Here is a 26,751-nt window from a genome sequence, read left to right as displayed (position 1 = left end):
TCACCATTGAACTCGACACCTAACCTCACGTCTTTCACATGAATCCAGCTTGAACCGGCCTAGGTGTTTTGTTCGGTAGTTTCGTGGACTTCCAACTCCGGAAAAGCAGCCACGACATCGGCAGGGTCAAGGTTGTGAAGTAGCAACTGCTTCCGACGGACGAGACCCCGGTGCACTGGATGCACCGGGGTCTCGTCGTCTGTGCGCTGGGTTCACCGAGGCACTTCGCGCTCAGGGCTCAGCCGAAGCGCTCAGGGATTCTTGTGCTCGATCTTCTCGTACTCGGCAACCTCGCCCGCATCGTGTGCGCGCTCCTCCGCCTCCTTCGCCTCGAGCTGCTTGGCGACCGCATCCTTGAGGGAGACCTTGACGGGCTCGGCGGCCTCCTCCTCGGCCTTGCGGATGCGCTCCTGTTCCTTCTTCTTCGCCGTCTCGGCGGCCCGACGCTTCGCGGCGGCCTCCTGATCGGCCTTCGCGATCTCGGCGGCCCTCTTCTGCTCGGCTTCCTTTTCCGCCTGCTTCGCGCGTTCCTGCGCACGCTCCCGCGCCTGCTGGACTTCCTCCTCGCGAGCGCGCCGTGCGGCTTCCTGCTCAGCGACGGCCCGCTCACGCGTCCGACGGAGCTCGGCGTCCGCAGCACGCTTCTCGGCCGCGGCCTGGGCATCGAGTTCCTCCGCGCGCTTCACCGCGTCGGCGCGTTCGGTGGCGAGCGCCCCGCGCATGGCGATCTCCTGGTCGTCGAGCACGCTGCCGACGATGCCGTCCAGCATGCCCAGTCCCCGCTCGTACATCAGGCGCGGCGGGGCGTCGGTGGGCAGGAAGAACCGCAACTGCTGTTCGATCAACCCGAGGGGGAACCGGGCGATCATGTACTGCAGTCGCAGGACGCTCTTGGGCACGGTGGTGAGGTTCATCGGCACAACTCCAACTTCGATGGGGGTACAGCTCCGGTAGGAAAGGTCGGTGGTGTTCGTCAGCGATCCGGATCGTCGGTCAGCGACGATCGAGGGATTCGGCCTTGCGGCGTTCTTCTTCGGCCTCCAGACGCGCGCGTTCGGCGTCGTGGAAGACGCGACGGTGGTTCTCGTCGGCGGCTGCGACCTCCGCAGCGGCATCCGTGACCTGGGCATTCTCCTCGCGGCGTGCCTGTTTTTCGGCAGCCGTGGCCTGGCGGGCTGCGTCGGACTGCTCCCGGACCACGTTCTCCTGGTATTCGAGTTCGGCGGCCTGCTTTCGAACGCGCGCCTCTCGCTCGGCCTGCGACTCGGCGGCCTCGGTCCGGCGCTGCACGGCCTCGCGTTCCTGCTGTCCGGCTTCGTGCACGGCATCGAGTTGTTCGACCGCCTCCTCGCTCTCGGCTTCTGCCATATGGGAAAGGGTGTCGGCCTTCCTCGCCTGCCGGGCTTCCTCCTGCTCCAGGCGGCCTTCGGTGGTGAGGGAATCGTTGCCGGTCAGAGCTCCGGCGACCTCCTTCGCCTTGCCGACCACGGTCTGCTTCAACCCCAGGCGTGCCTTGTCGGATGCGCTGTCTTCGGCCACGGTCATCTCCTTCCGTAGGGGACACGAAGGGGACGGCCCCACGGGAAGGTGTAGCCCGGCGTGGTGGGATTCAATCCTCGAGAGGCTCGAGAGGATGGATATGCGCGCCGACAAGGTCGACGACTGTGAGCGGACTGCCCGCCGGTTGTGTCCCGGGAGACGCTGATCGGGGACGCTGCCGACTAGGCTCGGCGCCGTGAGCGTGCGTGCAGGAATAGTCGTGACCGGAACCGAGGTGCTGACAGGGAGGATCGCCGACCAGAACGGACCGTGGCTGTCCAATCAGCTCCTGACACTCGGCGTCGACGTCGCCCACATCACGATCTGCGGCGACCGGCCCGCGGACCTGACCGCACAACTGCGCTTCCTCGCCGATCAGGGCGTCGACCTCATCGTCACCAGCGGTGGGCTCGGCCCCACCGCCGACGACCTCACCGTCGCTACCGTCGCCGAGTTCTGCAATCGTGAGTTGCTGCTCGACCCCGAGCTCGAAGAACACATCGCGGGTGTCATCCGCCGCTTCCGCCCGGATACCCCGGACCTCGACGCCGGGCCGACGCGGATCGGGATCCGCAAGCAGGCGCAGGTTCCGGTCGGTGCCACCGCCCTGCCGCCGACCGGTACAGCGCCGGGCGTGGTCATCCCCTCGGTAAACGGTGACCGGCCGATCCCGACCATCGTCATCCTGCCCGGGCCGCCCGGAGAGCTGCAGGCGATGTGGCCGAGCGCGGTCACCGCACCTGCGGTCGCCGACGTGCTGACCCGAGCCGACGACCTGCATCAGGAAACCGTGCGCGCCTACGGATTGCACGAGGCACAACTCGCCGAGACACTGCGCCGGGCCGAAGCGGAGATCGCCGACCTCGACCGGCTCGAGATCACCACATGTCTTCGACAGGGTGAACTCGACATGGTGACCCGATTCGCCTCCGGCGACGAGGACATCTATCGCCGCCTTCTCGAGGTTCTCACCGAACACCATGGACGCCAGATCTTTTCGACCGACGGCTCCACCATCGACGACCAGCTGATCGACGTCCTCGACGGCAGGTCGATCGCCACTGCGGAATCGTGCACCGGCGGACTCGTCGCTGCGCGTCTCACCTCCCGCCCCGGGTCGTCGGACTACGTCATGGGCGGCGTCGTCTCGTACTCCAACGACGCCAAGTCCGAGCTGATCGACGTACCGGCCGAGATGATCGCCGCGCACGGTGCGGTCAGCGAACAGGTCGCCGCAGCGATGGCCGAGGGCGTCCGACGCCGTCTCGAAGCCGACGTCGCGGTTTCCACCACCGGGATCGCCGGCCCCACCGGTGGCACCGACACCAAGCCGGTAGGCACGGTCTGCTTCGGCGTCTCGATCGACGGACGACCTACCTACACCGTCACCCGCCGCTTCCCCGGGGACCGCGAACGGGTCCGAACCCTCACCACCACGGCCGCACTGCATCTCGTTGTCGCACAACTGAAACGAGGTTGAAACCGAACCCGCGCCACCCATCACTGCGGCCGAGGCGGCAGCAGCCGGCGCACCGGCTTGCCCCACCGTCCGTCCCTGGTACTCGGCGCCGATGTCCGCAAGAGACTCACGGAGCAGCGACCCCAACCAACCGGTGGAGTCCGGCTGGTTGCGGAATCACTCCTCTTCTTCGATGACGTGAACCGCGGCTTCCTCCGCCGACGCCGCTCCCCCGTCGATTCCGGCGTCCCCGGCCCACAGCTCGGATTCTTCGTCGCCGCCGAGCCCGTCGTCGTGGGCGACCAGTCGGCCGGCGCGTCGGTCACCGACCTCACCCATGTAGCGCTGCCCCGGTATCACCGCGTCGACGTCCGGTTCGGAGCTGTCGAACGCGGGGTCCGGTTCTTCGGCCGCGATCCGGTGCGCGAGGCTATCGCCGTAGCGCACCTCGTCGCCGGTCGTCCCCGTCGCGTTCATCGCCAGCGGTCGCTCGGGCGGTGAATAGCCCTCGTCGAGCATGTCGGCGACACCGCGGTCGTCGAGCGTGTCCGCGGGTTGAAGCTGGTTGTCCTCGTCGACGCTGTACTCACCGCCGTACCCGTCGTCGCGTGCGTCGTCGATGTTCATGTGTCCAACGATGCCCCCACGACCGGCCTCCTGCATACGGATCGGTACCGAATAGCCAGGGATACGCCCCACGATCCCTGGGTACACGTCAGGATTGAGACGCAACCCACCACGGGAGGAAGCATGATCCTTCGCCGAATCGCCCGCCCGATGCTCGCATCGATCTTCATCGCCGGGGGTGTCGACGCTCTGCGTAGTCCGTCCGGGAAGGCAGATGCGGCACAGCCCGGCCTCGAACAGACCTTGGCGATGCTGCCGAACTCGGTCACCGAGCGCATCCCGGACAATCCGGAAGTGCTCGTGCGGATCAACGGTGCCGTGCAGGTCGGGGCCGGTGTGCTGCTCGCCGTCGGCAAGGCGCCCCGGGTCGCGTCGCTGGTTCTGGCCGGCACGCTGGTACCCACCACGGTGGCGGGACACGACTTCTGGAACGTCGACGATCCCCAGAAGCGGGCGATGCAACGCACGCAGTTCATCAAGAACGTCAGCCTGCTCGGTGGCCTGCTCATCGCCGCCGCCGACACCGAGGGCAAGCCGTCGCTGGGGTGGCGGGGTCGACGAGCGGCCCGGCACGCGCAGGAGAAGGTCGTCGCGGTGTTGCCGAGCCACAACGCCGACAACAAGGACGCGCTCGGGGACGGTTTGCACGCGGTCGGCGAACGTGTCCGTGCGCTGACGGGCGATGCCGCCGAACTCGCGGAATCCGCTCGCGGCCAGGGAAGTCATCTTCTCGAAGTCGCGAAGGACCGCGCCCCGGTCATCGCGGAATCCGCGCGGGAACGCGGTTCCGGTCTCGCCGAGGTCGCCCGGGAACGCGGTGCGGAACTGCTCGAGGTCGCCCGCGAGCGCGGACCCGAACTCGCAGAGGTCGCCCGGGAACGCGGTGCCGAACTCGCCGAACTCGCCCGCGAACGCAGCGCCGAGTTGGCCGAACTCGCCCGCGAGCGCGGGCCCGAACTCGCCGACACGGCGCGCGGCCGCGGCCTCCGGTGGTGGGAGACGGCGCGCGAACACGGAACCGAATGGGCGCACATCGCCGAGGAGCAGGCGCTCCTCAGGGCCCGGGAAGCCCGTGCGCTGGCCGAAGAGGCGCGCGAACGACGGCGCCACCTGGCCGGCTGATCCCGGCTGATTCTGCGCAGCGCCGCGGACGGCACTAGACTTCTCGGGCAATTCTGTCGACGCCCGCACGACGCGCCGACACATCACGACCCGAGGAGATCCTTTGCCGTCCGACGGCCTGTCGCACCCTGATCACGAGCGTGAGCAGGCATACCTGTCGATGCTGTACGGGCATCTCGATTCGTTGCGGGAATACGCACAGACCCGGCTCGGTCGGGTGCTGCTCGAGACCGGCGGCACGCCGCAGGCGCGCAGCGAGCGCGAGTCGTTCACGCAGATGTACACCGAGGACCTCGCCAAGTACGACGCCGCCGAGCACGGGTTGTGCTTCGGCCGCATCGACGTGCGCAACGGCATCGACGGGTCCCATCCGGGTGAGGTCGACGGGGGCAATTCCGACGGGCTCGACGACACCGAGGTCCGGTACATCGGCCGTCTCGGAATCCTCGACGAGGCCAACGACTTCGAGCCGCTGCTGCTGGACTGGCGGGCACCGTTGGCGCGGCCGTTCTATCTCGCGACCCCGGCGGCACCGGAAGGTGTGATCCGCCGCCGTCACATCCGCAGCCGCGGGCGCACCGTGACGGCGCTGAACGACGAGTACCTCGATCTCGAGGTCGCGCAAGCGCACGGTACGACCACTCCGGCGGGCGGGGTCGCGGGCGAATCGGCGCTGCTCGCGGCGCTGAACGCGGCCCGTACCGGTCAGATGCACGACATCGTCGCCACGATCCAGTCCGAGCAGGACGCCATCATCCGGTCCGAGCACAAGAGCGTCCTCGTCGTACAGGGCGGTCCCGGGACCGGCAAGACCGCGGTCGCCCTGCACCGTGCGGCGTACCTGCTGTACACGTACCGTAAGCAGCTCGCGAAGGCGGGCGTGCTCATCATCGGCCCGAACTCGACGTTCCTCGACTACATCGGCCAGGTGCTGCCGTCGCTCGGCGAAACGGGCGTGCTGCTGTCCACGATCGGCGACCTGTATCCGGGTGTGCGTGCCGAGCTCGAGGACGACCTGGCCACCGGGGAGATCAAGGGTTCGCTCGACATGGTCGACGTGCTCAAGAAGGCGGTGCGGGACCGCCAGGAGGTGCCGGCGAAACCGGTGCCGCTGATGTTCGACTCGTACCGCATCACGCTGGACCGCAAGACCGTCACCCGCGCGCGGGGCCGGGCCCGGTCGTCGCGGCGACCGCACAACCTCGCCCGTCCGATCTTCGTCTCGGCGGTGATCGAGGCGCTCGCCGACCAGCTCGCGGAGCTGATCGGCACGAATCTCGTCGACGGCGGGAATCTGCTCAGCCGCGACGACATCGCCGACATCCGGTCGGAGATGCGCGCCGATCCGGACATCCTCGCGGCGATCGACGCGCTGTGGCCGCAGCTCACCCCGCAGCAGGTCCTCACGGATCTGCTCGCGTCCCGGGAGCGGCTCGCGTCGGCGGCGCCGGCGTTGACCGAGCAACAGATCGAGCTGCTGCACCGGCCGCGGTCGGGCGGCCGGTTCAGTGCCGCCGACGCGCCGCTGCTCGACGAACTGGCCGAGTTGCTCGGGGTCGACGATGCCGCGGACCGGGAACGGGCCGCGCGGCGGTGGCGGCGGCAGATCGCCGACGCCCAGGGCGCGCTGGACATTCTCACCGGATCGGCACCGCAGGATCTCGAGGACGAGCTCGATCCCGAGCTGCTGATGGCCTACGACCTGATCGACGCCACCCAGCTCGCCGAGCGGCAGGATCTGCGCCGGCACGAGACCACCGCCGAGCGCGCCGCCGGGGACCGCACCTGGACCTACGGTCACGTGATCGTCGACGAGGCCCAGGAACTGTCGGCGATGGCGTGGCGAATGTTGATGCGGCGCATCCCGAATCGGTGGATGACCGTGGTCGGCGATACCGCGCAGACCGGTGATCCGGCGGGCAGTTCGTCGTGGCAGCGGATCCTCGAACCGTATGTGGCGAATCGGTGGCGGAAGGCGGAGCTGACCGTCAACTACCGGACCCCGGCGGAGATCATGCAGGTCGCGCACTCGGTTCTCGCTGCGATCGACCCCGAGCAGGTGCCCCCGCGGTCGGTGCGCGAGTCGGGTTTCGCGCCGTGGGTCCGGCACGTCGACGCCGAGGATCTTGCGGAGGCGGTGCAGCAGACGCTCGCCGCGCAGGACGGCCCGGGTCTGACCGCGGTGATCGTGCCGCATCGGCTGGCGACCGAGTGGGCGCATCTCGAGGGTCCGTCGGTGCGGGTGGCGACGGTCCGGGACGTCAAGGGCCTCGAGTTCGACGAGGTGCTGCTCGTCGAACCCGGCGACATCCTCGACGAGTCGCCGCGCGGACTCAACGACCTCTACGTCGCGCTGACCCGTGCGACGCAGCGATTGGGCGTGCTGCACACGTCGGCGCTGCCGGAGGTGCTGGACGGAATGCACGAGCCTGCCGAATGCTGATCGCCGCGCGCCGCGCGCAGGATCCGCTGCCGAGGTTTCGAGATCATTTCGCGACCCCGGCACGGTAGGTTGCGAGCGGACCGGCGGGGGATGCGTTAGGAGGCGCGGTGGTTGGCAACGCGAGGTGGTACGGGCCGCGACGCGGCGCGTCCCGCCGTGCCCGGGTGCTGCTGATCGCCCCGATGCTGCTGGTGGCCGCCGCTTCCGCGAGTGCGGTGGCGTGTTCGTCGGCGACCGCGTCGGACAGCGCCGCGGAATCGTCGGTACCGGTTGCCGCCTCGTCGTCCGTGTCGGTCACGACCGCCCCGCCGGTGCTCGACGAACGGGGTGAGCGCCTGAAGGAGGCGCTGGACGAGGCTGGTCTGGCATCCGGGCTCACGGACGGGACGGTGCTGGCGATCGCGCGGGGGTTGTGCGATCAGGTGGCGGCGGGTGTCCCCGAGGAGCAGATCCTCGACACCGTCCGGCCGATCGCGACGTATGCGGCTTCGGTCTCCGGAACGGCGTTGTCGGGTGACGACGCGGCACGACGGTTCGTGGAGACCACGGTGGGTAGCTACTGCTGACCACCCGCACGCGTGCCACCGCCCGCCCCGGACGATCCGGAGCGGGCGGGAGCGCAGGTCAGCGGACGGTGTGGACGATCAGGACGTCGGAAGTCGACTTGCGGGCGACATCCGAGGGAACGGAGCCGAGGAGACGGCCGGTGATGGTGTTCAGGCCGCGGTTGCCGATGACGATCAGGTCGGCTTCGAGTTCCTCGACGAGGGCGAGCAGCGACTCGACGGGCGCTCCGACGACGGCGCGTTCGACGACGTTCTTGGCGCCGGCGACGATGGCCTTCTCGCGTGCGGTGCGCAGGATCTCGTTGCTCGGCGCGGATCCGGTGACCTGGTACGCGTCGGCGCCGAGCACGTCGGCGGCGTGGGCGGTGTCCTTGGGATCGGCCGGGTAGTAGGCGCACGCGATGACGAGGCGGGCTTCGGAGTCCCCGGCGAGAGCGGCTGCCTTCTCCACGGCCCGGTACGACGACTCGGATCCGTCGGTTCCGACGACAATGGTCCGGTAGGCGCTCATTCAATCCTCCATCGATACGGGTAATCGGTTCCGGTCGAGGTGATCTTGATGCGAGTCCCCCGACTGCGTCGACAGTAACCGGCCGACCGGTACGGATGGTGTGTTTGGGGCAGATGCCACACCTGCCGCGGTCTCCGCCGGGAACCACTCACAGCGGTTGATGTTACCGTGCGTCACCGTAACGTGGACCGAACAGCGTGGCGGGGAAGAGCCCCGAGTCGGTGATCGTGTCGCGCCACGGCAGCGCCAGGTCGAGGAGCCGCTCGACATCCGATTCGCCGAGCGCCGCCCACGGTGCCGCCGCGAGGTCGTCGGTCAGGTCTTCGACGAGCTCGCGGACCTCGAAGCCGTCCCCGGTCAGCTCACCGCGCCGGTCGAGCAGTCCCCGCTCGCGCAGTTCGGATACGGCACCCGCCCATTCGTCCTCGGTCCAGCCGCGCCGGCGGCGCGCGAACTCCTCGCTGAACCCGATCCCGCTGGCGGTGTGGGTGATCAGCGCCTCGAGTCCGTTCAGCCCCGCGGTCTGCAGGGCCGCCACGTGGCCGTCGCCGCGGTACTCGCGCAGCAGGGTGAGGGCGTGCCACAGCACCAGATGCGGAGCGTCGGGCCACGGCAGGTCCGCGTGCGCGGCGTACAGCGGCCGCCCGTCCGGTCCCGGGATCGCCCGGGCCGCGGTTGCGGCGAGTTCCGCGGCCTCCGCCATCTCCGGCGAGGCGATCGTGTCGGCGCCGAGCAGCCGGCGCAGCGCGGCATCGACACCCGCGACCCGGGCGGCCACGATGTCCTGCGGGGCGGCGTCCTGCCAGGCCGCCGGGATCACGGACGCCACCAGCCGGGGACTGAAGTTGTAGAAGACGGCGGTGACGACCCCGGCGCCGACCGCGCCGAGCGCCGCGGACCGGGACGCGAAGTAGCGGACGCGTCCGGACGCGAGTCCGACCGCGCCGAGCGCCTCGTCGACCTCGGGTGCGAAGTAGACGAACGAGTGCAGCAGTTCGAGGGAGCGGGCGGCGCGGCCGGCGGCGTGGGAATCCATGAGCGGTAACGCTACTGGAGCCCGGCCGCGTCCATCCCGCGCAGTTCCTTCTTCAGATCCGCGATCTCGTCGCGCAGCCGGGCGGCGAGTTCGAACTGCAGGTCGCGGGCGGCCTGCATCATCTGGTCGGTGAGCTGCTGCACCAGGTCCGCGAGTTCGGCGCGCGGCATGGCCTTCACGTTCTCGCCCTCGTACACGCCGGAGCTGACCGCGCGGCCGGCCTCGCCCTGGGCGCGCCGGCCTCGGGAGGCGTTGCGGCCCGATCCCGCGACCTCGACGGAGTCGTCGGCCTCCTCGTACACCTGGTCGAGGATGTCGGCGATCTTCTTGCGCAGCGGCTGCGGATCGATGCCGTGTTCGGTGTTGTAGGCGATCTGCTTCTCGCGGCGCCGTTCGGTCTCCTCGATGGCCCGCGCCATCGAGTCGGTGACCTTGTCGGCATACATGTGGACCTCGCCGGAGACGTTGCGGGCGGCGCGGCCGATCGTCTGGATGAGGCTGGTGGTGCTGCGCAGGAAGCCTTCCTTGTCGGCGTCGAGGATCGCCACCAGCGACACCTCGGGCAGGTCGAGACCCTCGCGCAGCAGGTTGATGCCGATGAGGACGTCGTATTCGCCGAGGCGTAGCTGGCGGAGCAGTTCGACGCGGCGCAGTGTGTCGATGTCCGAGTGCAGGTATCGGACCCGGATGCCGAGCTCGAGCAGGTAGTCGGTGAGGTCCTCGGCCATCTTCTTCGTCAGGGTGGTGACGAGGACGCGTTCGTCGCGGTCGGCGCGTTCCCGGATCTCGTGGACCAGGTCGTCGATCTGCCCCTTGGTCGGTTTGACGACCACCTTCGGATCGACCAGGCCCGTGGGCCGGATGACCTGCTCGACGAACTCGCCGCCGGCCTGCCCCAGCTCGTAGGGTCCCGGGGTCGCGGACAGATAGACGGTCTGGCCGACGCGCTGGGTGAACTCTTCCCAGGTCAGGGGCCGGTTGTCGACGGCGGACGGCAACCGGAACCCGAATTCGACGAGGTTGCGTTTGCGCGACATGTCGCCCTCGTACATCGCACCGATCTGCGGCACGGTGACGTGCGATTCGTCGATGACGAGCAGGAAGTCCTCGGGGAAGTAGTCGAGGAGGGTCGCGGGCGCGGAGCCGGCGGCGCGGCCGTCGATGTGCCGCGAGTAGTTCTCGATGCCCGAGCAGAAGCCGACCTGCCGGATCATCTCGATGTCGTACTGGGTGCGCATCCGCAGCCGCTGCGCCTCGAGCAGTTTGCCGCGGTTCTCGAGATCGGCGAGGCGCTCCTCGAGTTCGGTTTCGATGTCGCGCACCGCGCGTTCCATCCGTTCGGGACCGGCCACGTAGTGGGTGGCCGGGAAGATCCGCAGGGAGTCGACCTTGCGGATGACATCCCCGGTGAGCGGATGCAGGTAGTAGAGGGCGTCGATCTCGTCGCCGAAGAACTCGATGCGCACGGCGAGTTCCTCGTAGGCGGGGATGATGTCGACGGTGTCGCCCTTGACGCGGAACGAGCCGCGGGTGAAGGCGAGGTCGTTGCGGTCGTACTGCACGTCGACGAGCAGCCGCAGCAGCGCGTCGCGCGGCACCTCGACGCCGACCTCGAGCTGGATCGAGCGGTCCAGATAGGACTGCGGGGTACCGAGACCGTAGATGCAGGACACCGACGCGACCACCACGACGTCCCGGCGGGACAGCAGCGCCGAGGTCGCGGAGTGCCGCAGCCGTTCGACATCGTCGTTGATCGACGAGTCCTTCTCGATGTAGGTGTCGGTCTGCGCGATGTACGCCTCGGGCTGGTAGTAGTCGTAGTACGACACGAAGTACTCGACGGCGTTGTGCGGCAACATTTCCCGCAGTTCGTTGGCGAGCTGCGCGGCGAGGGTCTTGTTCGGGGCCATCACCAGGGTGGGCCGCTGGACCCGTTCGATCAGCCACGCGGTGGTCGCCGATTTGCCGGTGCCGGTGGCGCCGAGCAGGACCACGTCCCTCTCCCCCGCCTCGAGGCGCCGCTCGAGTTCGTCGATGGCGGCCGGCTGGTCGCCTGCGGGCTGGTGGTCGCTGACCACCTCGAATCGGGCCGCGGTCCGTTCGATCTCGCCGACGGGCCGGAACTCGGAGTGCGCGACGACCGGATGCTCACTTGCGAACGCCATGCAGACCAGGGTAGGCGGTGCCACCGACAGCGGCGGGTTTCGATGCCCGGACATCCGAAGTTCGGGCGGTAGCGTTCTCCCCATGTCCGCCGCGAAGCTGCACCACGTGAAGACCGAGACGTTCGATGTCGACGCCCGCACCAACACCGACCCGAAGGGTTTCGTGCGTCCGGTCGACGAGTACCGGGTCGAACCGTGGGGCCTGTACATGGCGCGGCCGGCGGATCATCCGGAGTTCGGCTATCTCGAATCGTGGCTGCTGCCCGAGCCGGGGCTGCGCGTGTCGATCTTCCACTTCCGTCCCGGGTTCGAACGCGACCAGGACCGGTACATCGACGTGGGCAATTTCTGGGCCGAGGGATCGGTGTGGCATTCCCGCGACCACTATCTGGACCTGGTGGTGCGGACGGGCCGGGGCACCACCGTCGAGGACGTCGACGAGTTGTTCGCCGGGGTCGCGGCGGGCCTGCTCGAGCCGGAGGACGCCGAACGCGCCGTGCACATCGCGCTCGCCGCGGTGGACGGCATCGCCGCGCACGGCTACGACCTCGATGCCTGGCTGGCCTCGCGCGGGATGCCGCTCACCTGGCGGTGAGTCCGCCGGCCCGCCCCGGGTGCTACGCGGTCCAGCCGGTGGCCTCGGCCCACTCCCACGCCCGGTGGTAGGCGCGGTCGAACCAGGGCGCCTTCGCCTCGTCGTACGCAGCTTCCGCCGCGACCGGATCGGACTGCCCGGCAGCGGCCCGTGCGGCGGCATGCTTGACGTCCGCGTACTCGGCGGCGACCTCCGGGTCGGCGCGCAGCCAGTCCCGCAGCAGCAGCGCGAACTGCTGGCCGGGCCACCCGTCGACCCGCACGTGGACGTGCACGGGCCGGCCGGGGTCGGCACCGCCGTGCAGGCGCATCGTCCACACCGCGGGATCGGTCTCCCCACCGGCACCGTAGGCCGGCTTCGGGTCTTCCTCTTCGACCTGGGCGATGCGCGGGAACCCGGCCGCGGCGAGCGGTTCGGCCAAGCGGTCCGCGGCGGCGAGGTCGGGCACGGTGATCTGCAGGTCGAGGACGTCGACCGCGTCCAGGCCGGGGACCGCGGTCGAGCCGATGTGGTCGATGCGCACGGCGGTACCCGAGGCGACGACGGCCAGGCGCGCGATCAGGCGCTGGGCCTGCTGCGGCCAGTCCTCGCGGGCCGCGGTCAGGTCCGGGCCGACCCGCACCGGGGTGCGGGTGCGCAGATTCCGCTCGAACGGGACCAGCCGTTCGGTCCACAGCGACCGGACGGCCTTGATCAGCGTCGCCGGGTCGCCGTTGTTGTCGAGCCACACGTCCGCGACGGCACGGCGCTCGTCGTCACTGGCCTGCGCCGCGATGCGGGCCCGGGCGTCCGCCTCCGGCATGCCGCGCAGTTCGACGAGCCGGCGGATCCGCTCGTCCTCGTCGGTGTGCACGATGACGACGAGGTTGAACATCGCCGCCATGTCGCCCTCGACCAGCAGCGGAATATCTTGCACCACAATCCCGTCCGCGGGAGCCGCGGCGACGAGTTCGGCAGTGCGCTGCCCCACCCGCGGGTGGGTGATGGCGTTGAGGACCGCGCGCGCCTCGTCGCTGGCGAAGGCCTTGGCCGCCAGGGCCGGACGGTCGAGCGATCCGTCGGGCAGGAGGATGTCCTCACCGAAGGCGTCGACGAGTTCGGCGAGCCCGTCGGTACCGGGTGCGACGATCTCCCGGGCGATGGCGTCGGCGTCGACGAGCACCGCCCCCAGCGCGACGAGTTCCTTCGACACGGTCGATTTGCCGGCACCGATTCCACCGGTCAAGCCCAATCTCAGCACGCCGACAGTCTTGCATCATCGTGGTGGTCCCGGAAATTCGACCGGCCGAACGGGACGGCATCACCGCCGAAATGCGATCACCGCCGACGTGCTCGGCCCCGGCTCATCGGCCCCCCGCCTCGACGGAGACCGTCGGGTCGAGCCGGGCCGGGACCACGCGGCGATGCGGCGAGTCCGGGCCCTGCGCCACCAGCGAGCGGTGCGTGGGCGGATCGGTGGGCACGTGCGCGGGGCGTCGGCGCTCGAATTCGGTGCGCAGCACCGGCACCACCTCCCGGCCGAGGATCTCGATCTGTTCGAGGACGACGTCGAGCGGCAGGCCCGCGTGATCCATCAGGAAGAGTTGGCGCTGGTAGTCGCCCGCGTAGTCGGCGAAACCGAGGGTGCGTTCGATGACCTGTTCCGGGGTGCCGACGGTCAGCGGGGTCGTCGCGGAGAAGTCCTCGAGCGACGGTCCGTGCCCGTAGACGGGCGCGTTGTCGAAGTACGGCCGGAAGCGGCGGACGGCCTCCTTCTCGGTGGTGTCCATGAACACCTGGCCGCCGAGGCCGACGATGGCCTGATCGGCCGCCCCGTGGCCGTACTGCTCGAACCGGGTGCGGTACAGGGTGATCATCTGCTGGATGTGTTCCCGGTTCCAGAAGATGTTGTTGTGGAAGAAGCCGTCGCCGTAGAACGCGGCCTGTTCGGCGATTTCCGGGGAGCGGATCGAGCCGTGCCACACGAACGGCGGGGTGTCGTCGAGCGGGGCCGGGGTGGAGGTGTACCCGCGCAGCGGGGTGCGGAACTGTCCTTCCCAGTCGACAACAGGTTCGCGCCAGAGCCGGCGCAGCAGATGGTAGTTCTCGATCGCGAGCGGAATGCCCTGCCGGATGTCCTGGCCGAACCAGGGATAGACCGGGCCGGTGTTGCCGCGACCGAGCATCAGGTCGACGCGGCCGTCGGCCAGGTGCTGCAGCATCGCGAAGTCCTCGGCGATCTTGACCGGGTCGTTCGTGGTGATGAGGGTGGTCGCGGTGGACAGCTGCAGCCTCGTGGTCTTCGCGGCGATCCAGCCGAGCATCGTGGTCGGCGAGGACGGCACGAACGGCGGGTTGTGGTGCTCGCCGGTCGCGAAGACGTCGAGTCCGACCTCCTCGGCAGCGAGGGCGATCCTCGTCATCGCGGTGATGCGTTCGTGTTCGGTCGGGGTGCGGCCCGTGGTGGGATCGCGGGTCACGTCGCCGATGGTGAAGATGCCGAACTGCACTGCCGTACCTCCGTCATGTATTTGAACAGTCAACTACTTGAACGGGGTGGCGCCTCCCGGCTATTCCCGGCGCGGCCGAGCGTGCCGTCCCCGGGCCACCCCACCGGGCGAGTCACACTGCGATCACAACGCGATCACAGGGAGGTCGCAACTCGATGCCTGAGCGAAACACACCCTCCGACCTGCGGCGGAATGCCGGGCTCCGGTCGACGTGTCGGTTATCGTCGTTGCGAACCGTCCGACCACGGATCCCCGACCCCGAGAAGGCAGGCTATGCAATCGTCTCAACCGCTGCCCGGTCGGCATCGCCTCGGCATGGAGAACGGCGTGCACTGCATCCTCATCCCCGAGGTGGCCGCTGCTCTCGCCGCGCACCGTCGCAACTGGTTCACCATGCTGCTGACGAACGCCCGGCACAGTCAGGCCGCGATGCGCAAACGCGCCGCGGCGCTGCCCACCCAGTGGGCCACCCCCGCCGTCAACTGAAGTCGGCCCCCGCACACACGACGCCGCGGCCCGCAGCTCTCGTACGAAGAGCTGTGGGCCGCGGCGTTTTCCGGCTGCGCCGGGGCTTCCCGGAACACGCACCCCGGGAACGCGGACGGCCCCGCACCGAAAATCGGTGCGGGGCCGTTCGACGAACCGGATGTCAGGCGTTGCCCGACAGCTTCTCGCGAAGCGCGGCGAGCTGCGCGTCGCTCGCCAGCGAACCACCGGCCGGCTCCGACGCGCTCTCGGCGCCGGACTCGGACGAGTAGTTGGTGGCGGAGACGCCGGCCTCGGCCTCGGCGGCCTCGTCGGCAGCCATCTTCTCGATCTGCGCAGTGTGCATCTTGTGACGACGCTCGGCCTCCGCGTAGCGGGACTCCCACTCCTCACGCTGCTTCTCGAAGCCCTCGAGCCATTCGTTGGTCTCGGGATCGAAGCCCTCGGGGAAGATGTAGTTGCCCTGTTCGTCGTAGCTGTCGGCCATGCCGTACTTCGACGGATCGAACTCGGCGGTGTAGTCCTCGTTGGCCTGCTTCAGCGACAGCGAGATGCGGCGACGCTCCAGGTCGATGTCGATGACCTTGACCATCGCGTCGTCGCCGACGGACACGACCTGGTCCGGGACCTCCACGTGGCGCTCGGCCAGCTCGGAGATGTGGACCAGACCCTCGATGCCCTCCTCGACGCGGACGAACGCGCCGAACGGAACGAGCTTGGTGACCTTGCCCGGCACGATCTGGCCGATCGCGTGGGTGCGGGCGAACTGACGCCACGGGTCTTCCTGGGTGGCCTTGAGCGACAGGGAGACGCGCTCGCGGTCCAGGTCGACGTCGAGAACCTCGACGGTGACCTCGTTGCCGACCTCGACGACCTCGGACGGGTGGTCGATGTGCTTCCAGGACAGCTCGGAGACGTGCACGAGGCCGTCGACACCGCCGAGATCGACGAACGCGCCGAAGTTGACGATGGAGGACACGAAGCCCTTGCGGACCTGGCCCTTCTGGAGCTGGTGCAGGAACTCGCTGCGGACCTCGGACTGGGTCTGCTCGAGCCACGCGCGGCGCGACAGAACGACGTTGTTGCGGTTCTTGTCGAGCTCGATGATCTTGGCCTCGATCTCCTTGCCGACGTACGGCTGGAGGTCGCGGACGCGGCGCATCTCGACGAGCGAGGCGGGCAGGAAGCCGCGCAGGCCGATGTCGAGGATCAGGCCGCCCTTGACGACCTCGATGACGGTGCCCTTGACGGCCTCGTCCTTCTCCTTGAGCTCCTCGATCGTGCCCCAGGCGCGCTCGTACTGCGCACGCTTCTTGGACAGGATCAGGCGGCCTTCCTTGTCCTCCTTGGTGAGGACCAGGGCCTCGACCTCATCGCCCACCGAAACGACCTCGTTGGGGTCGACATCGTGCTTGATGGAGAGCTCGCGGGACGGGATAACGCCTTCGGTCTTGTAGCCGATGTCGAGCAGCACCTCGTCGCGGTCGACCTTGACGATGGTGCCTTCGACGATGTCGCCATCGTTGAAGTACTTGATCGTGGCGTCGATGGCGGCGAGGAAATCCTCGGCAGAGCCGATGTCGTTGACGGCTACCTGCGGCGAGGTGACGGTGGTGGAGGCCATGTGTTGAGTTGCTCCGGACGGGTTGATAGTCGGTTGGTCAATGTTCGGTCGGACAGACGGATCGCACACCGTGGTGAACGACACGAGATTCCGCCACGAATACCCGCCTATCGAGCCGTGAAGATCGAACAGCGGACACTCGCGTGGTCAAGGCTACGCGCACGGGCGCTACCCCGGCAAACCCGGCCGTCGGTAACGTGGTCAGGATCGGGCCGCGGCACCGCGTGCCGCCGCGCCGCGGGAGTCGCTTTCCCTCTGCGGTCAGCCGAGTGGGGCGGCCGCCCGCCGCTCGAGCATGAGCGTCATCAGCCCCGCCTCCTTGCTCTGTTCCTGCATCGCGCCGCGCGCGAACTGCGCGACGGCACCACCGGTGAGCCGGTCGTCGGCGGCCCGGGCCATGGCCACTGCCCCGGCGTGGTGACGCTGCATCAACTGCAGGAACAGCACCTCGGCGTCCCGGCCGCGCGCTGCGGACAGGGCGTCGAGTTCGTCGAGGGTCGCCATCCCCGGCATCGGCTTCCCGGCCCGCCCGGCCGCGGTTCCGTGCATGTGGCCGCCGTCGTGCCACTGCATCGGATGCGGGTTGGTGGGCGGGGCCTGGGCGAGTTCCAGCCAGCCGAGCAGCATGCCGAGCTCGTATCGCTGGGTCAGCTCGATCCTGCGTGCCAGTGTTGCCACCGCCGGGTCGACATCCGGGGACAGTCGCGCGGTCATCTGCAGGGCCTGCTGGTGATGGACGGCCATGTCCTGGACGAAGCCGATCTCGACGACGCCGAGCACCGGGGCCGCGGGCGCGGGTGCTTCGGGGATCACCAGCGGCCGCAGCGCCGCCCCGACCACCAGCAGGAACGCCGCCGTCGACACCGCCGCGAGCCCGCGCAGCGCGGTTCCTGCGTTCACGAGCCGATCGTGGACTGCTGGTTCGCGGGCGGGGTGTAGACGTTCTCGCTCAGGCGCAACGTCATGAAGCCGTTGTCCGAGCAGCCGACCCACAGGTCGTTGCCGCGCCACTCCGGTGGCGACAGGCACCAGTCGGTGGACAGGTCACCGCCGACGACCATGCCGCTGCGGCTCGACTGCGCCTGGGAAAGGTCGAACTGCCCGCCGATCGCGGCCTGCAGCACCGCGGGGGTGCTGAGCACCGGGACTCCGATGAGCGACGCCCACGCGTGCGACGAGTTGGGGCGGTCGAGGTTGCGGCCGGTCATCGCCGGCGGGTTGTAGTACGCGATCTCGTGCACGTCGAACGGGTCGCGGACGTCGAACACGCGGATGCCCGACGAGATCCAGCCGCACGCCAGCGCGGTCGGGTTCGCGGGACGGTCGGCCGCGCAGTAGTGCGATTCGTACGCGAACGCCGAGCCACCCATCCCGGAGGCGACCTGACTGTCGATGTGCTCCGGCAGATTGATCTCGAGCTTGATCGAGTGCACGATCCGCGGGTTCGCGTCGTCGGCGACGTCGATGAGCTTGACCCCGCCGGATCCGGCCTCGTCGACGGTGAACAGGTAGGGGTGGCCGTCGTAGGTGACCGGGATGCTGTGCTGGGTGGCCCAGCCGTCCGTCCATGCCATCTTGGCCAGCTGCACCACCTGCGGATTCGGGTCCCGGCGCTGCACGGCGGCGGTGTCGAGGACGGTGAGGCCCCCGAAGTTGTTCGAGAGGTACAGGCGGTTGCCGTCGGAGCTGATGCCGAATCCGTGGCCGGACAGCCCGATCCAGCCCTGCCAGATCACCCTCGGGGTCGTCGGGTCGGTCAGATCCACGGCGCTGAGGACCCCCTCGGTGCCGGAGGACCAGTAGGTCCGTCCGTCCGGTGAGAAACCGCCCTCGTGTGCGGTGATCGGCAGCGGTATCTGCAGGTCGGTGCCCGGTCCCGGATTGAGCAGGCGCGGATGCGCGCAGTCGGAGATGTCGTACACCGACATCAGTCCGCCGCCGAAGTTCAGCGGAACACCGGTGCCCACCAGCAGCTTCCGGCCGGGGTGGACCTTGAGGCTCTCCCAGGTGCCGGCGAGCATCGCCGGTTCGGTGAGGGTGGTGGTGGGCACCGGGTTCGCCGGGTCCGACACGTCGAGGACCTGCACGCCGGTCGCCGGGCCGGCGAGGCTGGTGGGAAAGATGCTTCCCAGGTAGGCGCAGTGGTCGTAGCTCGCGGACACGATCCCGGCGCCCGCGCCCGGGAAGCCGCCGATCCGGGTGATGTTGCAGGCATAGCCCTGGGTGCTGCGTCCGTTGTCGCGGTCGGCGGCGGGCACGTCGCCCTGAAGTCCGGTTTCCGGCCGGGAGTCCGGACCGCAGTCGGCGCGCGTGGCCGCGGTCGCTCCCATCGCACCGGCCTCCTGGACGATCCCGGACGTGTCCGGCGCGGGCGGGCCGGCGGCGGCGACTCCGGTCGGCAGTGCGAGTGCCAGCGCGAGCACGCAGGACAGACGGCGGCGGACGGTACTTCCTCGAGCCACGATCGAATCCCCCCGTCCGGGATCGGGTACCGGATGAGACACGAGTGTGCTCTTTGTCACATTGGGATGTCAATCGTCTCTCCTGTCACACCGGTACCGCGGCGGGGTCGGCGCTGGAGTCGGGCGCGCATCCCCACACCCCTACCCTTGTGGTCATGCCCGACGCCGTTTCCTCGTCCGACGACCGCCACGCGACCGCGAACGCCCTCCTCGGCACATCGAAGGCGGGCCGCGCGCGGGTGGGGTCGCGCGAGAGCGAACGCGCGAGCCGGATGTGGTGGGATGCCGACGCCGAGGACTATCACCGCACCCACGGCGAGTTCCTCGGCGTGGACTCCAGCGAGGGCGAGTTCGTGTGGTGCCCGGAGGGGTTGCACGAGGGTGATGTGCATCTGCTCGGGGAGGTCGCCGGCAAGGACGTCCTCGAGGTCGGATGCGGTTCGGCGCCGTGCGCGCGGTGGCTGGCCGGGCAGGGCGCCCGGGCGGTCGGCCTGGACATCTCGATCGGGATGCTGATGCGTGGCGTGGCGGCGATGGAACGCGGCGGGCCGCGGGTGCCGCTCGTGCAGGCCGGAGCCGAGGACCTGCCGTTCGCGGACGAGAGTTTCGACGTCGTGTGCTCGGCGTTCGGTGCGGTGCCGTTCGTGGCGGATTCGGCGCGGGTGATGCGTGAGGTCGCGCGGGTGCTGCGACCCGGTGGACGGTGGGTGTTCGCGGTGAATCATCCGATGCGGTGGATCTTCCCGGACGATCCGGGCGAGCGCGGACTGGTGGCGATGTTCCCGTACTTCGACCGCACGCCGTACGTGGAGGTCGACGACGAGGGGGTGCCGACGTACGTCGAACATCACCGGACCGTCGGGGACCGGCTCCGGGAACTCGTGGCGGCGGGTTTCGAGGTGTACGACATCGTCGAACCGGAGTGGCCCGAGCATCTGGATCGCGAGTGGGGCCAGTGGAGCCCGCTGCGTGGGGAGATCTTCCCGGGTACTGCGATCTTCTGCAGCCGTAAGCCCGTGTGAGCGAGGCGCCGCCGGCGCACCGTCGACGAGCGACGACCCCTTCCCATTCAATTAGTTGAGCGCTAAGATAAATCCGATCCCGTCTTCCGACCCTGGAGATTCCATGTCCCTCACCGCTGTCAGCGCCCAGCACCCCTACAGCCCCGCATACGTCGCCGGCGACCTCGTCTTCGTCTCGGGCGCTCTGTCCGTCGACCCGGAGGGCGCGGCCGTCGGAGGCCGCACCGAGGCGCTCGACGCCGCCATCGACCGGATGACCGACCGCCTCGCCGTCGTCGGCGGCACGCTCTCCGACGTCGTCAAGCTCACCTACTTCGTCACCGACCTGTCGCTGCGGGAGGAAGCGAACCGGCAGTTCGAGCGCCTGTTCCCCGAACCCCGGCCGGCACGCACCTTCGTCGAGGTCAGCGCACTCCCCTACGGCGCCACCGTCGAGATCGACGCGGTCGCCGCCCACCGCGCCTGATCCTGCATTCCCCGCGCCCCACGCAGGCCGTATCGTGATCATTGCCTTTGCGCTCAACAACCGGGCGTGACGACGGCGAACACGAGGAGGCCACGTGGGGCGCGACACCGTTCCGGAACACGATGCCGTCGACGACATCGTGAGTCAGTGGGCTCGCCAGTGGCCCGACCTCGACGTGACACCCCTCGAGGTGCTCGGGCGCCTGCACCGCACGTATCTGCGGTACCAGAGCGCGATCGGACGCGTCTTCGACGAGTACGGCATCAACATGGCCTCGTTCGACGTGCTCGCCGCCCTGCGCCGCGCGGGCGAACCGTACCGGATGACGTCGGGTCAGCTCGCCGAGAGTTCGCTGGTGACCACCGGTGGCATCACCCTCCGCATCGATCGCCTCGTCCAGGCCGGTCTCGTCCGGCGCGAGCGCGACGAGGAGGATCGCCGGATCGTGCACGCGCAGCTCACCGACGAGGGCAAGAAGCTGATCGACGAGATCGCCGTCGCCCACTTCGAGAACGAGGCGCGCATGCTCGCGGGCCTGTCCGCCGCCGACCAGGCCGCTCTCGCCGGACTCCTCCGCAAACTCGAGCACTCCATCATCCGGCACGACGGGGAATGACGACCGTCCCGCAGCCGGACGGAAAACACCTGGGACGCAACAGAGCGCGCCTGCACCGGGGACGGTGCAGGCGCGCTCATCGGTTTCTCATTCGGCCCGCGCCCGCGACTCGACGACCGGGTACTCGGGCCCGCCCGACATGGGCGGGCGCCCGAACGTCGCGCAGAGCGCGTCGACGGCGAATCCGATGACGTCGGCGAGCATCAGCAGGATTCGCGTCAGCAGCGTCGACAGCAGCATGGGAAGAATGGTGGGCAGGATGAGCGCCACGATCATCGTCGCCGTGAGATTCTCCCGCACGGCCTCGCGATATCTCTTCCCCGGTGTGCCGGGCGTGCCGGGCGGCGTCGCCTCTCGGCTGACGACGCCGGCGCCGATGAAAACCGCTGCGAGACAAGGCAGGAAAGCCGCCGCCGCGACACCGGCACCGGGGAGCGCAGGGACGGCGGCTGTCGCGACCCGCCCCCACAACACCAGCGCGAAGAGCAGGGCGATCAGCGCATACGGTGGGGACGCGAACACCCGCACGGTCGACCACATGATCCATTGCGTGACGACGCCCGCGTCCGACTCATGGTGGAGAGTGCGACGGAACCGCGCATCCGCTTGCCGCCTCAAGACCCGGGCGTACCTGGGGTCCGTCCTGCCCACTTCCCTTGCGGCAGCGCATTGGGTGTCGTGCAGCAGGGCCGGCATGGTGTGGCCGCCGTAGCTCGCGATGAGTCCCCACAGGCACGGCGGGATCGATGCCAGATCCGACGTCGACTGCGCGCGCACCTCGAGCTGTTCGCCGTTCTCGACGGCCGGGGCGTCCTGCCATTCGTCCTCGTCCCCGACCGGGGTGTAGCGAAACGTGTCCAGTACCTGGAACCTGGTCGTCGTCTTGAACTGCCGTATCAGCAGATTCGGCAACGAACCCGCACCTTCGGGTGCCAATTGCCGGAGGCCGACCTCCGTCTTGCGCACCCAGCGGCCGTCCTGCAACTCGATGAATGGCATTCGTTCGTGCTCCGGATCTCGAATCCCCTGGTGCCGCCACCGCAACGAGCGGCCCTGACACCACTCAGTGTCGGGTGTGATCGAGATGCCGGACAGCCACCCGGGGGTGAAGAATCCCCCACCCTCGGGCGTGCCGTCCTCCGGATCAGGGTTCGGCCGTGGCTGCGGCCAGCTCCTCCGCGCGCGCTCGGTACAGCCGGCGCAACCGCATGACACCGAGGTCGTGCTGGTAGAGGTTCTCGGCCGCGTCGGCGTCGGGAGCCATCCCCTCGAGCATGACCCGATCCTGCTCGAGCACCTCCCAGTGCCGTTCCTCGAGCACGGTGCGGTAGAGGAATCGCCACACGTCGCGTTCCCAGCCCTGGACCCGGCGGTACCGCCAGAAGAAGACCGCGGTGGTGTCGGCGTCGATCGGGGTGCCCATGCCGACGATGCCGAACGGTCCGCCCGGACCCGCGGTCGGCGGGTACGGGATCTCCAGGTCGACCCAGTCGGCGCCGGTGCGGCAGTACTCGACCCAGTCGAAGTTCACGCCACGCTGGTCGGTCTTCTCGAAGAAGAAGCCGCGGTCGGTCTCCCGGATTCGGAAGCGGGCCGAGGTTTCACCACCGAACATCGAGTGCGATTCGTGGTGCAGGAACGCGCCGTGCATGGGATCGAGCAGGTTCTCGAGCGCGAAGCGCCACGGCGCCTCCCACTCCGCGTAGCAGAGGAATGCCGAAACATCTTCGTCCACAAGCGGATCCGGAAGTTCGAGGGGCCCCGGTTCGGCGTCGGGATCGGTGCCGAACCAGGCCAGGATCGCCCCGCCGACCTCGCGGACAGGCAGCGACGAGACGAGCTTCTTGCCCTCGAGGTTGCAGCCGGGCATGCCGGGAACCTTCGCGACGGTGCCGGAGCCGTCGACCTCGACGCCGTGGTAGCGGCACGCGAGGCGATCGCCCAGGTGCACGCCCTGCGAGAGCGGGGCACCGCGGTGCGGGCAGCGGTCCTCGAGCATGCGCACGGCGCCGTCGGATCCGCGGTAGAGCACCCAGTCCTCGCCGAGTCGGCGCAGCTTGCGGATGCCGCCGCGTTCGACGAAGTCCGACGGGCACACCGCGTGCCACTGGTCGCGCATGCCGGTCGCGAAGATCTCGTCGGCGGTCTTCGGGGTGCGGCGCAGTCGATTCACCATGGTCAGGCTCCGATCCGGTGCATCTCGTCGGTGAACGACTCGGGGGTCCACTCGGCGCCGTCGGGTCCGTGGATGCCGGAGTCGTTGAGTCCCTTGACGAGTCCCTCGAGGTGGTGGACTCCCGATCCGAAGACCTCTTCGATCGCCTTGGCGAGCTTGACTTCGTAGGGGGTGGGGTCGGCCGTACGGGCCTGATGAATCTTCAGGTAGCGATCCATCGCGGATCCTTTCTACAGGTCCAGCACCAGCTCGTCGGAGCGGGCGCGGGAGACACACAACATGATGGTGGCGCCGGATTCCTGTTCGGCGGCGGTGAGCAGGGAATCGCGGTGATCGGGGGTGCCGCACAGCACCCGCGTCTCGCAGGATCCGCAGATGCCTTCACGGCACGAGTTGGGCACGTCGATCCCGGCGTCCTCGAGGGTTTCGAGGATCGACCGGTCCGGGGACACGGTCGCGGACACGCCGGAGCTCTCGCACACCACCCGGAAGGAGGCGTCCTCGCCGGCGGTGGCGACGCGTTCGGGGGCCTTGAATCGTTCGAGGCGGATCGCACCGTCCGGCCAAGCCGGTGCGTACGATTCGACGGCGGCGAGCAGCCCTTCCGGACCGCACGTGTACACGAGTGTGTCCGGTCGCGGATTCTCCAGCAGCGCAGCCAGATCCAGAATTCCGTCGCGGTCCTGCGCGACGACGTGCACGCAGTCTCCGTAGCCGGCGAGTTCGTCGAGGAACGCCATGGTGGAGCGGTCGCGGCCACCGTAGTGCAGTTCCCACTCGGCACCGGCGCGTTCCGCCTCGGTGATCATCGCCAGGATCGGCGTGATGCCGATCCCGCCGGCGACGAACAGGTAGCGCGGCGACGGCAGGAGCTCGAAGTTGTTGCGCGGCAGGCTCACCGCGACGGTGTCGCCGGGGCGCAGGGTCTCGTGGACGCGACGCGATCCCCCACGCCCGGCCTTCTCGAGCAGGACCGCCACGCGGTAGCCCGTCTTGTCGTCGGGATCGCCGCACAGCGAGTACTGGCGGACGTGGCCACCGCCGAGATGAAGGTCGAGGTGCGCTCCGGGTGTCCAGCGCTCGACCGCGGCGCCGTCGGGATGTTCCAGCCGCAGGGAGACGACGCCGGTGGACTCGATCCGCATCTGACGGACCATCAGGTCGACGGTGTCTGCAGTCATGTTTTCCTCCGGGGAGATCAGTTCAGCGCTTATTAGTTTAGCGCTAAGATGTTATCCGCGCCACAGTCGCCGGGAAGTTTTTCCGGGTGCTAGCTGACGGGTACGGTGACCGGCGGCGTGAACGGCGTCGGCATCGGCCCGTAGGCGGCGAGATCGACCTCCACGAGCACGGGCGCCTGCCGCGATACCGCGTCGGCGAGAACGGCGTGGGCCTCCCCCGCGGCGGCGATCCGCCGGTACTCGACCCCCACGGCTTGTGCCAGCAACGCGAAATCCGGGGTCGCCAGGTCGACCGCGTACGGTCGCTCACCGGCCCCGATCTGCATGTTGCGCAGCACCCCGTAGCCGCCGTCGTTGCACACGAGCAGCACCAGCCACGGCTTCTCCTGCGCCAGGGTGAGGATCTCCCCCAGGTGCACGGCCAGTCCCCCGTCGCCGACGAGCGCGAGCGTGGGACGGGTCTCGTCCGCCAGCGCGGCGCCGATCGCCATGCCGAGGCCCTGCCCGATGCCGCCGCCCCGCGGGAAGACGTTGGCGCGCGGGTCGTACATCGGCAGCAGGCGATTGCCCCACGAACTCGACGCGATCGTCACGTCGCGCGCCACGACGGCATCGCGCGGCAACGCCGCGCGCACGGCGTCGCACAACACCGCGTGATCACCCAGCCCGGCTCGCTGCGTTGCGCGCACCCGGTCGCGGGTCTCGCGGGCCCGAACCGTCCAGTGCTCCTCGACCGCATCGCCGAGACCGTCGATGCGCCCCGCGGCGGCGAGGAACGCGCCGATCTCTCCCACCACGGGCAGATCCGCCGGGAACACGCGGCCCGGCGCAGCCGGGTCGAGGTCCACCTGAATATGCTTCGTGGGCATGGGAATCGAATAGTCGCCGGTCTCGTTCGACCGGAAGTGCGTGCCCAGCGACAATACTAGGTCGGCGTCGGCGAGCAGCGCCCGCCCGAGCGGCGAGGTCGCGTAGTTGCCGATGCACAGCGGATGATCCTCGGGCACTGCGCCGCGGCCGGAGTTGCTGGTCAGCAGCGGAACACCCCACCGTTCGACGAGGGCGGTCAGCGCGTCCCCTGCCCGCGCCGCTCCGCCGCCCGCCCAGATCACCGGGCGCCGCGCCTGTCCCATCGCCCGCAGCGCCTCGTCGAGACCGGTCGGCGCGGCGGCCGCCGGCCCGGCCGGCGGCGCCTCCGCGGTCACGGGGCACTGCGCGTACTGCAGGTCGATGGGCCACTCCACGCTCGCCGGACCACCGGGGGTGGCGAGCGCATGGGCGACCGCCTCACGCAGTACCTTCGCGGCGCTGTCCGCGTCGCGGATGGTTTCCGCGTACGCCGAGACCGCGGTGAGCATCCCCAGCTGGTCCTTGGTCTCGTGGATGAATCCGCGGCCGGATCCGAGGTAGCGGGATTCGACCTGCCCGGTGATGTGCAGGACCGAGGTGCCGGAGGCGAGCGATTCGATCAGCGAGCCCGCCGCGTTGCCGGCCCCGGTGCCGGTGCTGGTCAGGGCGCAGCCGAGTCCGCCGGTGGCACGGGCGTAGCCGTCGGCGGCGTTGACGGCGGTCGCCTCGTGCCGCACCGGTACGAAGCGCAGTTGCCTGCTCACCGCCTCGACGAGCGGCTGGTTGTGGACGCTGACGATGCCGAAGACGGTGTCGACTCCGGCGTCGCGCAGCACCTGCACCAGCAGGTCCCCGCCGTTGCCGGGTCGCGATTCGCTGGCCATGAGGTTCCTTAAGTTCGTAGGTGCAGTTACTTCGTGAGAGTTACGTTGAGCTGTAACCCGGGCGGGCCGGGCGAGGCTGCATAAGGTTTGCCCACTCTCGAGTGGGGCTTGAAAGGACTGGCCACCCGACCTGTCTGGACACCTCGGACCGCTGATTGAGATCTGCGAATGATCGCTTGTTTAAGGAAATGCCGGCGGAGGCGTCCATCGGGGCCAGGCCGGAACACAAGCGAAAACGAGGAAATCCGATGACCGGTTCGCAACTGTGGGCAGGAGTCGACGTCGGCAAAGAACACCACTGGATATGCGTGCTCGACGCCTCCGGGACGGTGGTGCTGTCGCGGCGATGCGACAACGACGAAGCAACGATCCGTGCGGTGATCACCGAGATCGACGCACTCGGCGAGACGGTGTCGTGGACGGTGGATCTGAC

Annotated in this window: 27 protein-coding genes; 10 read left to right on the top strand and 17 right to left on the bottom strand. The window is 69.1% G+C overall.

What is annotated here, in order from left to right:
* Positions 1 to 251: 251 nt before the first annotated feature.
* A complete protein-coding gene (locus tag ACN675_RS16865; protein ID WP_420751929.1) occupies positions 252 to 914 on the bottom strand; it encodes an IF2 family translation initiation factor in 663 nt (220 codons plus the stop codon).
* 79 nt (positions 915 to 993) lie between these two features.
* The gene (locus ACN675_RS16860; protein ID WP_420751928.1) at positions 994 to 1,539 is read right to left on the bottom strand and encodes a CsbD family protein; all 546 of its coding nucleotides are present in this window, start codon (positions 1,537 to 1,539) and stop codon (positions 994 to 996) included.
* A gap of 196 nt (positions 1,540 to 1,735) precedes the next feature.
* Here ACN675_RS16860 and ACN675_RS16855 point away from each other — a divergent pair, with 196 nt between their 5' ends.
* Positions 1,736 to 3,019 carry a competence/damage-inducible protein A gene (locus tag ACN675_RS16855; RefSeq protein ID WP_420751927.1) on the top strand — a complete coding sequence of 428 codons (1,284 nt, stop codon included), beginning with the start codon at positions 1,736 to 1,738 and terminating at the stop codon, positions 3,017 to 3,019.
* 156 nt (positions 3,020 to 3,175) lie between these two features.
* On the opposite strand, the gene ACN675_RS16850 is transcribed toward ACN675_RS16855, so the two are convergent.
* The gene (locus ACN675_RS16850; RefSeq protein ID WP_420751926.1) at positions 3,176 to 3,625 is read right to left on the bottom strand and encodes a DUF5709 domain-containing protein; all 450 of its coding nucleotides are present in this window, start codon (positions 3,623 to 3,625) and stop codon (positions 3,176 to 3,178) included.
* A 123-nt stretch (positions 3,626 to 3,748) separates the two neighbouring features.
* Between ACN675_RS16850 and ACN675_RS16845 the strand changes: the two genes are divergently transcribed.
* Positions 3,749 to 4,747: a DoxX family membrane protein gene (locus ACN675_RS16845; protein ID WP_420751925.1), complete on the top strand. Its 999-nt coding sequence runs from the start codon at positions 3,749 to 3,751 to the stop codon at positions 4,745 to 4,747.
* Between the two features lie 103 nt (positions 4,748 to 4,850).
* Positions 4,851 to 7,190 (top strand): HelD family protein, encoded by a 2,340-nt coding sequence (locus ACN675_RS16840; RefSeq protein ID WP_420751924.1) that lies wholly within the window; start codon positions 4,851 to 4,853, stop codon positions 7,188 to 7,190.
* 43 nt (positions 7,191 to 7,233) lie between these two features.
* On the opposite strand, the gene ACN675_RS16835 is transcribed toward ACN675_RS16840, so the two are convergent.
* Positions 7,234 to 7,488: a hypothetical protein gene (locus tag ACN675_RS16835; RefSeq protein WP_420751923.1), complete on the bottom strand. Its 255-nt coding sequence runs from the start codon at positions 7,486 to 7,488 to the stop codon at positions 7,234 to 7,236.
* Here ACN675_RS16835 and ACN675_RS16830 point away from each other — a divergent pair.
* Entirely contained in the window at positions 7,478 to 7,756 is a 279-nt protein-coding gene (locus ACN675_RS16830) for a DUF732 domain-containing protein (RefSeq protein ID WP_420751922.1), read from the top strand. The genes ACN675_RS16835 and ACN675_RS16830 overlap by 11 nt on opposite strands.
* Positions 7,757 to 7,814: 58 nt before the next feature.
* On the opposite strand, the gene ACN675_RS16825 is transcribed toward ACN675_RS16830, so the two are convergent.
* The 3 genes from ACN675_RS16825 to uvrB form a co-directional block, all read right to left on the bottom strand.
* Complete coding sequence (locus tag ACN675_RS16825) at positions 7,815 to 8,267, bottom strand: universal stress protein (protein WP_197255598.1); 453 nt, start codon at positions 8,265 to 8,267, stop codon at positions 7,815 to 7,817.
* Between the two features lie 163 nt (positions 8,268 to 8,430).
* Positions 8,431 to 9,303, bottom strand: coding sequence for an SCO6745 family protein (locus tag ACN675_RS16820; RefSeq protein WP_420751921.1), 873 nt, complete (start codon positions 9,301 to 9,303; stop codon positions 8,431 to 8,433).
* A gap of 11 nt (positions 9,304 to 9,314) precedes the next feature.
* Positions 9,315 to 11,468, bottom strand: coding sequence for an excinuclease ABC subunit UvrB (uvrB, locus tag ACN675_RS16815; protein ID WP_420751920.1), 2,154 nt, complete (start codon positions 11,466 to 11,468; stop codon positions 9,315 to 9,317).
* Between the two features lie 82 nt (positions 11,469 to 11,550).
* Here uvrB and ACN675_RS16810 point away from each other — a divergent pair, with 82 nt between their 5' ends.
* Positions 11,551 to 12,063 carry a DUF402 domain-containing protein gene (locus ACN675_RS16810; protein WP_420751919.1) on the top strand — a complete coding sequence of 171 codons (513 nt, stop codon included), beginning with the start codon at positions 11,551 to 11,553 and terminating at the stop codon, positions 12,061 to 12,063.
* A gap of 22 nt (positions 12,064 to 12,085) precedes the next feature.
* Here the strand turns inward: ACN675_RS16810 and coaE are convergent, their stop codons facing one another.
* Both coaE and ACN675_RS16800 read right to left on the bottom strand, forming a co-directional pair.
* The gene (gene coaE / locus ACN675_RS16805) at positions 12,086 to 13,303 is read right to left on the bottom strand and encodes a dephospho-CoA kinase (protein WP_420751918.1); all 1,218 of its coding nucleotides are present in this window, start codon (positions 13,301 to 13,303) and stop codon (positions 12,086 to 12,088) included.
* A gap of 103 nt (positions 13,304 to 13,406) precedes the next feature.
* Positions 13,407 to 14,552 carry an LLM class flavin-dependent oxidoreductase gene (locus ACN675_RS16800; RefSeq protein WP_420751917.1) on the bottom strand — a complete coding sequence of 382 codons (1,146 nt, stop codon included), beginning with the start codon at positions 14,550 to 14,552 and terminating at the stop codon, positions 13,407 to 13,409.
* 273 nt (positions 14,553 to 14,825) lie between these two features.
* On the opposite strand from ACN675_RS16800, the gene ACN675_RS16795 reads away from it, so the two are divergent.
* Positions 14,826 to 15,038, top strand: a complete 213-nt coding sequence (locus ACN675_RS16795) for a hypothetical protein (RefSeq protein ID WP_197253336.1) — start codon at positions 14,826 to 14,828, stop codon at positions 15,036 to 15,038.
* A gap of 163 nt (positions 15,039 to 15,201) precedes the next feature.
* Here the strand turns inward: ACN675_RS16795 and rpsA are convergent, their stop codons facing one another.
* From rpsA to ACN675_RS16780, 3 genes are all read right to left on the bottom strand, one after another.
* Positions 15,202 to 16,662, bottom strand: coding sequence for a 30S ribosomal protein S1 (gene rpsA / locus ACN675_RS16790; RefSeq protein ID WP_068165912.1), 1,461 nt, complete (start codon positions 16,660 to 16,662; stop codon positions 15,202 to 15,204).
* Positions 16,663 to 16,923: 261 nt separating this feature from the next.
* Entirely contained in the window at positions 16,924 to 17,562 is a 639-nt protein-coding gene (locus ACN675_RS16785) for a DUF305 domain-containing protein (RefSeq protein ID WP_420751916.1), read from the bottom strand.
* Positions 17,559 to 19,124, bottom strand: a complete 1,566-nt coding sequence (locus ACN675_RS16780) for an LVIVD repeat-containing protein (RefSeq protein WP_420751915.1) — start codon at positions 19,122 to 19,124, stop codon at positions 17,559 to 17,561. Before ACN675_RS16780 ends, ACN675_RS16785 begins: the two co-directional genes overlap by 4 nt.
* 155 nt (positions 19,125 to 19,279) lie before the next feature.
* Here ACN675_RS16780 and ACN675_RS16775 point away from each other — a divergent pair, with 155 nt between their 5' ends.
* The 3 genes from ACN675_RS16775 to ACN675_RS16765 all read left to right on the top strand — a co-directional run bounded on the left by ACN675_RS16775 (position 19,280) and on the right by ACN675_RS16765 (position 21,228).
* A complete protein-coding gene (locus tag ACN675_RS16775) occupies positions 19,280 to 20,146 on the top strand; it encodes a class I SAM-dependent methyltransferase (protein WP_420751914.1) in 867 nt (288 codons plus the stop codon).
* A 103-nt stretch (positions 20,147 to 20,249) separates the two neighbouring features.
* The gene (locus ACN675_RS16770) at positions 20,250 to 20,612 is read left to right on the top strand and encodes a RidA family protein (protein WP_420751913.1); all 363 of its coding nucleotides are present in this window, start codon (positions 20,250 to 20,252) and stop codon (positions 20,610 to 20,612) included.
* Positions 20,613 to 20,706: 94 nt separating this feature from the next.
* The gene (locus ACN675_RS16765; protein ID WP_420751912.1) at positions 20,707 to 21,228 is read left to right on the top strand and encodes a MarR family winged helix-turn-helix transcriptional regulator; all 522 of its coding nucleotides are present in this window, start codon (positions 20,707 to 20,709) and stop codon (positions 21,226 to 21,228) included.
* 87 nt (positions 21,229 to 21,315) lie between these two features.
* Here ACN675_RS16765 and ACN675_RS16760 read toward each other — a convergent pair whose 3' ends face one another.
* From ACN675_RS16760 to ACN675_RS16740, 5 genes are all read right to left on the bottom strand, one after another.
* Positions 21,316 to 22,227: a DUF1353 domain-containing protein gene (locus tag ACN675_RS16760; RefSeq protein ID WP_420751911.1), complete on the bottom strand. Its 912-nt coding sequence runs from the start codon at positions 22,225 to 22,227 to the stop codon at positions 21,316 to 21,318.
* A 145-nt stretch (positions 22,228 to 22,372) separates the two neighbouring features.
* On the bottom strand, positions 22,373 to 23,404 hold the full coding sequence (locus ACN675_RS16755; RefSeq protein WP_420751910.1) for a Rieske 2Fe-2S domain-containing protein: 1,032 nt from the start codon (positions 23,402 to 23,404) through the stop codon (positions 22,373 to 22,375).
* Between the two features lie 2 nt (positions 23,405 to 23,406).
* Complete coding sequence (locus tag ACN675_RS16750) at positions 23,407 to 23,622, bottom strand: recombinase-like helix-turn-helix domain-containing protein (protein WP_420751909.1); 216 nt, start codon at positions 23,620 to 23,622, stop codon at positions 23,407 to 23,409.
* Positions 23,623 to 23,634: 12 nt separating this feature from the next.
* Positions 23,635 to 24,585 carry a PDR/VanB family oxidoreductase gene (locus tag ACN675_RS16745; protein WP_420751908.1) on the bottom strand — a complete coding sequence of 317 codons (951 nt, stop codon included), beginning with the start codon at positions 24,583 to 24,585 and terminating at the stop codon, positions 23,635 to 23,637.
* Positions 24,586 to 24,674: 89 nt separating this feature from the next.
* Positions 24,675 to 26,318 (bottom strand): thiamine pyrophosphate-binding protein, encoded by a 1,644-nt coding sequence (locus ACN675_RS16740; protein ID WP_420751907.1) that lies wholly within the window; start codon positions 26,316 to 26,318, stop codon positions 24,675 to 24,677.
* A gap of 248 nt (positions 26,319 to 26,566) precedes the next feature.
* Between ACN675_RS16740 and ACN675_RS16735 the strand changes: the two genes are divergently transcribed.
* Positions 26,567 to 26,751 (top strand): IS110 family transposase (locus ACN675_RS16735; protein WP_420751906.1); only part of this gene is annotated, 185 nt, incomplete at its 3' end.

The sequence above is a fragment of the Rhodococcus sp. O3 genome (genome assembly GCF_048897285.1).
In the GTDB taxonomy this organism is placed as follows: Bacteria; Actinomycetota; Actinomycetes; order Mycobacteriales; family Mycobacteriaceae; genus Rhodococcus.
The sequence above is the reverse complement of the archived record's forward strand: the minus strand, read 5'-3'. Positions and strand labels throughout refer to the sequence as shown.